Annotated in this window: 6 protein-coding genes and 1 tRNA gene; 2 read left to right on the top strand and 5 right to left on the bottom strand. The window is 69.1% G+C overall.

The features are described 5' to 3' along the window. Positions 1 to 64: 64 nt before the first annotated feature. The 4 genes from argS to VFF46_RS39275 form a co-directional block, all read right to left on the bottom strand. The gene (gene argS, locus VFF46_RS39290; RefSeq protein WP_325042366.1) at positions 65 to 1,723 is read right to left on the bottom strand and encodes an arginine--tRNA ligase; all 1,659 of its coding nucleotides are present in this window, start codon (positions 1,721 to 1,723) and stop codon (positions 65 to 67) included. A 65-nt stretch (positions 1,724 to 1,788) separates the two neighbouring features. After that, entirely contained in the window at positions 1,789 to 2,316 is a 528-nt protein-coding gene (locus VFF46_RS39285) for a hypothetical protein (protein WP_325042365.1), read from the bottom strand. 44 nt (positions 2,317 to 2,360) lie between these two features. After that, complete coding sequence (locus tag VFF46_RS39280; RefSeq protein ID WP_325042364.1) at positions 2,361 to 2,546, bottom strand: PspC domain-containing protein; 186 nt, start codon at positions 2,544 to 2,546, stop codon at positions 2,361 to 2,363. A gap of 122 nt (positions 2,547 to 2,668) precedes the next feature. Beyond that, positions 2,669 to 3,502, bottom strand: coding sequence for a hypothetical protein (locus VFF46_RS39275; RefSeq protein ID WP_325042362.1), 834 nt, complete (start codon positions 3,500 to 3,502; stop codon positions 2,669 to 2,671). Positions 3,503 to 3,582: 80 nt separating this feature from the next. Here VFF46_RS39275 and VFF46_RS39270 point away from each other — a divergent pair. Continuing rightward, positions 3,583 to 3,654 (top strand) — tRNA-Arg (locus VFF46_RS39270). Between the two features lie 176 nt (positions 3,655 to 3,830). Here VFF46_RS39270 and VFF46_RS39265 read toward each other — a convergent pair. Then, positions 3,831 to 4,364 (bottom strand): hypothetical protein, encoded by a 534-nt coding sequence (locus VFF46_RS39265; protein WP_325042361.1) that lies wholly within the window; start codon positions 4,362 to 4,364, stop codon positions 3,831 to 3,833. A 98-nt stretch (positions 4,365 to 4,462) separates the two neighbouring features. On the opposite strand from VFF46_RS39265, the gene VFF46_RS39260 reads away from it, so the two are divergent. Further along, the coding region (locus VFF46_RS39260; protein ID WP_325042360.1) for a serine hydrolase domain-containing protein at positions 4,463 to 5,416 on the top strand (954 nt) is incomplete at its 3' end.

Below are 5,416 nucleotides of genomic sequence, written 5' to 3'. Positions count from 1 at the left end.
GCGCGCAGCCAGGGCGGTGCCCGGTGGCCGATGTCGGCGTGCAGCGCGCCCGCCTCGTGCGCCCTCACATCCGCTCCGGTGCGGAGACGCCGAGCAGGTCGAGCCCGTTGGCGAGCACGGTCCGGGTCGCGGAGACCAGGGTCAGGCGAGCCTTGTGCACCGGCTCCACCTCCTCGTCGCCGCGCGGCAGCACGCGGCAGCTGTCGTAGAACTTGTGGAACGCGGCCGCCGTGTCCTCGAGGTACCGCGCGATCCGGTGCGGCTCGCGCAGCTCGGCGGCGGTCGCGACCACCCGCGGGAACTCGGCCAGCGCGCGGAGCAGGTCGCCCTCGCGCTCGTGGCTGAGCAGGCCCGGGTCGAACTCGTCCAGCTTGATGCCGAGCTCGTCGGCGTTGCGCAGGATCGAGGCCAGCCGGGCGTGCGCGTACTGCACGTAGAACACCGGGTTCTCGCTGGCCTGGCGGGTCATCTCCTCGATGTCCAGGGTCAGCGGGGAGTCGGCCGGGTACCGGCAGAGGGTGTAGCGGAGCGCGTCGACGCCGCCCTCCTCGACCAGCTCGGCGAGCGTGACGATGGTGCCGGCCCGCTTGGACAGCCGCATCTCCTCGCCGCCCTTGAGGATCTTCACCAGCTGGCCGATCAGGATCTCGATGTTGTGCTCGGGGTCGTCGCCGGCGCAGGCCGCGATCGCCTTCAGCCGGTTCACGTAGCCGTGGTGGTCGGCGCCGAGCAGATAGATACAGGTCTCGAAGCCGCGGTCGCGCTTGTTCACGTAGTACGCCGCGTCGGAGGCGAAGTACGTCGGCTCGCCGTTCGACCGGATCAGCACCCGGTCCTTGTCGTCGGTGAAGTCCGTCGTCCGCATCCACAGCGCGTCGTCGGCCTCGTACAGGTGGCCCTGGTCGCGGAGCTTCTGGATCGCGTGCGGTACGCCGTCCTGCTCGTGCAGGCTGCGCTCCGAGAACCAGACGTCGAACTTGGTCCGGAAGTGGTCCAGCTGGTCCTGCTGCTCCTTGAGCTGACGCTCGTACCCCGCCTCGCGGAACGCGATCACCTGCTCGTCCTCGGGCAGCGTGAGGATGTCCGGGACCTCATCGACGATCCGCTTCGCCAGATCCAGGATGTACTCCCCGTGGTACCCGTCCTCGGGGATCTGGTGCCCGTGCGCCGCGGCCTGCAGGCTGGCGCCGAACTTGTCCATCTGGTTGCCGCGGTCGTTGATGTAGAACTCGCGGGTGACACTCGCCCCGGCCGCCGCCAGCACGCGGGCCAGCGCGTCGCCGACCGCGGCCCAGCGGGTATGGCCGAGGTGCAGCGGACCGGTCGGGTTCGCCGAGATGAACTCGAGGTTGATCGCCCGGCCCTGCAGGCTGTCGCTGGTGCCGTACTTCTCGCCGGCGTCCAGGATCGCCTGCGCGACCTTGCCCTGGGCATCGGCCGCGACCTTGAGGTTGATGAAACCAGGGCCGGCGATGTCGACGGCGGTGATCGCCTCGTCGTCGCGGAGCCTGGCCGCCAGCAGCTCGGCGAACTGCCGCGGGTTCAGCCCGGCGCGCTTGCCGAGCTGCATCGCGACGTTGGTCGCGTAGTCCCCGTGCTCGGGGTTCTTGGGTCGCTCGACCTTCAGCTCGCGCGGCAGCCCACCCTCGACGGCGATGGTGCCATCGGCGGCGAGCGCGGCCAGGGCCTGCAGGATCTTCTCAGCGAGCTGTTCCGGAGTCACCGGATCAGCCTAATGGCCCGCACCCCAAACCCTTGACTCGCTATCCACAGCCCGGTACGGCGACGCTACCGAGCACTCACCGTGACGTGACTGTTGCGCACCAGCGGGGTGTCCCACGGGGCTGGGTTGCCGTTGACGGTCACGGTGAGGGAGTTGCAGGCGTTGGCGAGGCACTTGGCGTCGTAGCGGACGCCCCAGAGGGTGAAGAACTGGGCGAGCGTCGGGCGTTCGGTGGTGGTTTTCGCTTCGACCCAGACGGTGCCGTCGGTGGCGTGCGTGTGGATGGCGGCCTGCTGCGCGCGGAGCTTGTCGATGCCGATCCCGGCCGCGACCTGGACCGGCTTGCCGTCGAGGGTGACCGCGACATTCAGCGTGTACGGCGACGGGCCGGAGAAGTCCAGCGGGAGCCGCTCGAACCCGGCCTTGTCGATGTACGAGACGGCGTCGCGGGGAGCGTCCCACGGCGGCGCGGCGGTCCGCAGGTCGGCGGCCGCGGGCGCCGCGGGGCCGAACCGGCACCCGCCCGGCAGGACGCCGGCGAACAGCAGGACGGCCGCCGCCCCGACCGCCCGGCGCCACCCGTCTGCTCGCATGGGAGCAGGTTGCCAGGTACGCCGGGACGGCCGGCCGCCGGGGGTCAGCGCTCCGACGGCATCAGGATCCAGAGCGCGATGTAGATCAGGAACTGGGGGCCCGGGAGCAGGCAGCTGATCACGAAGATCAGCCGCATCGTGTTGGACGAGATACCGAACCGGCGAGCGAGTCCGGAGCAGACACCGCCGATCCAGCGATCGTGTGACGGGCGGACCAGAGAGCTAGCCATGAGTACCGTTTCCTTTCCACCGTGGGACTTACAACCACTATGACGGCGCTCGAGCCCCGCCGGATGCCACCGCGCCGGGGTTCCAGGGTCCACTCAGGGCCCGATGGGTGGGCCTCCCGAGCTCAACGCTGGAACCGGTACGTCTTGCTGTCGATCCCGACGCAGACGCCCGGGGACATCACCACGACGCGCAGTGTGCCGTCGGGCTCGTAGTAGTCGATGCCCTCCACTTCGAAGCTCCCGGAACAACTGCTTTGCAGCGGGAGCTGTCCCAGCGAGGTCACATGCCCGGTGACGTCACTCGAGCCCACGGGCGCGGACAGGTCCACCTGCAGCAGCGGCTTCGTCGTACCGAACAGGCTGCCGTCCGGATCGTCGGAGGAGCAGAGGAGCTGAGTGGCGTTCACGAAGTCGCAGCCCTGTACGTCGCGGACCTGGTGGTCCAGGCGGATCGCAGCGGCGTACGGGAGGTTCTTCGACGGGTCCGTGGCGGCCACACCGGGCATCGGGAGAACCAGGAGGCGGTCCATCGTGCCCCACTCCCCCGTGACCAGCCACTGGGCGTCCGGGCTCACCGCGGCGAAGCTGTTGTTGTTCGCCTCCCAGGACTCCAGGGCGTGCGTGTAGGTGGACCAGGCACCGGACGGCGACTGCACGCGGTACAGCTTCCCGCCACGGTCGTCACGCTGGTACGGCTCGACGTACCAGCCCTGTGACGCGCCGGGGTCGCCGACGTGATTCCAGCCGCGGACCAGGAGGTCCGACGGGATGGTCCCGACACCTGTGTAGTGGTACTGCGTAGCTCCGCCGCGGGTGACCGTGGCGAGGCCTTGGCTCTCGTCCAGCGGGCGGGCGTTGTCAGACCCGACAACGTGCCATCCGGTGACGGCCTGGGCCGGGGTGGGTAGGAGGAGGGCGGCTAGCACGACAACAAGAGATATCCCTGGTTTGCGCATGCCAAGTCTTCTACCCCACGCCGGACGCCCCCGATTCGGAAATGGCATGAACATGCTGCTAATGTTCTGCTCGTTCCTGAGCCCCCGTAGCTCAGGGGATAGAGCACCGCCCTCCGGAGGCGGGTGCGCAGGTTCGAATCCTGCCGGGGGCGCGACCGATCTGGCCGATCCTTGTGCGCAGAAAGCGCGCACATCGATCGGTCGTTGTGTTTCTGGGGGCGGAGCCCCCAGACCCCGCCCCGGGAGGGCTCCGCCCCCCGGACCCCCGCGGTGGGTCGCTTCGCTCGCTTTGTTGGTGGGGGGCGCTTCGCTTCGCTCGCTCTCCTTGTCAGCTGTCCGGTAGGGAGAACATCGACAGCACCACGCGGGCCTTGCCGGGGGACTCGGCGAGGTAGGGCTGGATCAGCTCGGTGAAGTGGGTGCGGAACTCCTCCATGTCTTCTGGGCTCAGGTACAGCGCCAGTTGGGAGTAGCCGAGCTGGTCCATCCGCTCGTAGAGGTCGCCGTTCTCGACTACGCGGTCGAAGTCGGCGGCGAGGCGGGTCAGCATCATCAGGAAGGCCTGGCGGTGCTGGTCCTCCGTCATCGCGCGAGCCTCGCGGGCGTCGATGCGGCCGACCTTGGTCTGGTCCAGGCTGAGGGTGCGTTCGGTGGTGCCGCGGATCTTGCGCTCGCGGACCACGGTCAGGTAGCCGGCGTCGATGAGTGCGGCGACGTGCCGGTACAGGGTGGTCGTGGGGATGTCGGGCAGGTCCCGCTTGAGGTCCGTGGTGGTCACCTCACGGCCCAGCACGCGCTGCGCGATCCGCCAGCGGATCGGGTGCAGCAGGACGTCCAGCACCGGGGTCGGTGACTCCTCCATCGGCTCTCCATCAGGGTTCTTTCAGGGTATCCATTGATACCAACGATGGTAATAATAGCGGCAACGGAACCATCCACTCGCCCCGAGGAGACGTTGACGTGTCGCTCACCCGTCGTACCGTGCTCAAGTCCGTGGCCGCCGCCGTACCGGTCGCCGCGGCCACCACCCTGCCGTCATCGGCAACCACGACCACCACCGAACCCGTCGCGATCGGGCGGCTGGCGGAGAAGATCCAGGCCGGGATGGCCAAGTACGCGATCCCCGGCGCCGGGCTCGGCGTCTGGTACCGCGGCCGCGAGTACGTCCGCGGCTTCGGGGTGACCAGCGTGGACACGAACGAGCCGGTGTCCACGGACACCGTGTTCCGGATCGGCTCGACCACCAAGACGTTCACCGCGACCGCGATCATGCGGCTGGCCGAGCGCGGCCGGATCAGCCTGGACCGGCCGGTCCGCGCGTACCTGCCGGACTTCGCGACCGCGGACCCGGCGGTGTCGGCCCGGGTCACCGTGCGGCAGCTGCTGAACCACTCGGCCGGCTGGCAGGGCGACTACTTCGAGGACACCGGCGACGGCGACGACGCGCTCCCGAAGTACGTCGCGGACATGACGAAGATCCCGCAGCTGACCCCGCTCGGGAAGGTCTTCTCGTACAACAACGCCGCGATCGGTGTCGCCGGGCTGATCCTCGAGCGGGTGTACGGGAAGGCGTACGAGACCGCCGTACGGGAGCTGGTCATCGACCCGCTCGGCCTGAACCACAGCAGGTACTTCCGCAGCGAGCTGGCCGGTTTCAGCGTCGCCGCGTCGCACAACATCGTGGACGGCAAGCCCGTCGTGGAGCCGTCGTTCGACAGGGTCCCCCGTGGTCTGCACGCGGCGGGCGGGTTGATCTCGAGCCCGCGGGACCAACTGCGGTACGCACGGTTCCACCTGGGCCACCGCGGTCTCCCCCAGGTGCTCAGTGACCGCACCAGGCTGTACATGCAGTCCCACCCAGGTCCTGGCGGCACGCTGTTCGTGGAGCTGAACGGGGTGGGCGTGAGCTGGATG

The sequence above is a fragment of the Kribbella sp. genome (assembly GCF_035655035.1).
Taxonomy (GTDB): Bacteria; Actinomycetota; Actinomycetes; order Propionibacteriales; family Kribbellaceae; genus Kribbella.
Note: the sequence above shows the minus strand (reverse complement) of the source record. Positions and strands in the feature narration are given on the sequence as shown.

Excerpts from the sequence above, each read along its gene's own strand:
- VFF46_RS39285 (WP_325042365.1), bottom strand. The coding sequence starts at position 2,316 with ATGCGAGCAGACGGGTGGCGCCGGGCGGTCGGGGCGGCGGCCGTCCTG.
- VFF46_RS39280 (WP_325042364.1), bottom strand. The coding sequence starts at position 2,546 with ATGGCTAGCTCTCTGGTCCGCCCGTCACACGATCGCTGGATCGGCGGT.
- VFF46_RS39275 (WP_325042362.1), bottom strand. The coding sequence starts at position 3,502 with ATGCGCAAACCAGGGATATCTCTTGTTGTCGTGCTAGCCGCCCTCCTC.
- VFF46_RS39265 (WP_325042361.1), bottom strand. The coding sequence starts at position 4,364 with ATGGAGGAGTCACCGACCCCGGTGCTGGACGTCCTGCTGCACCCGATC.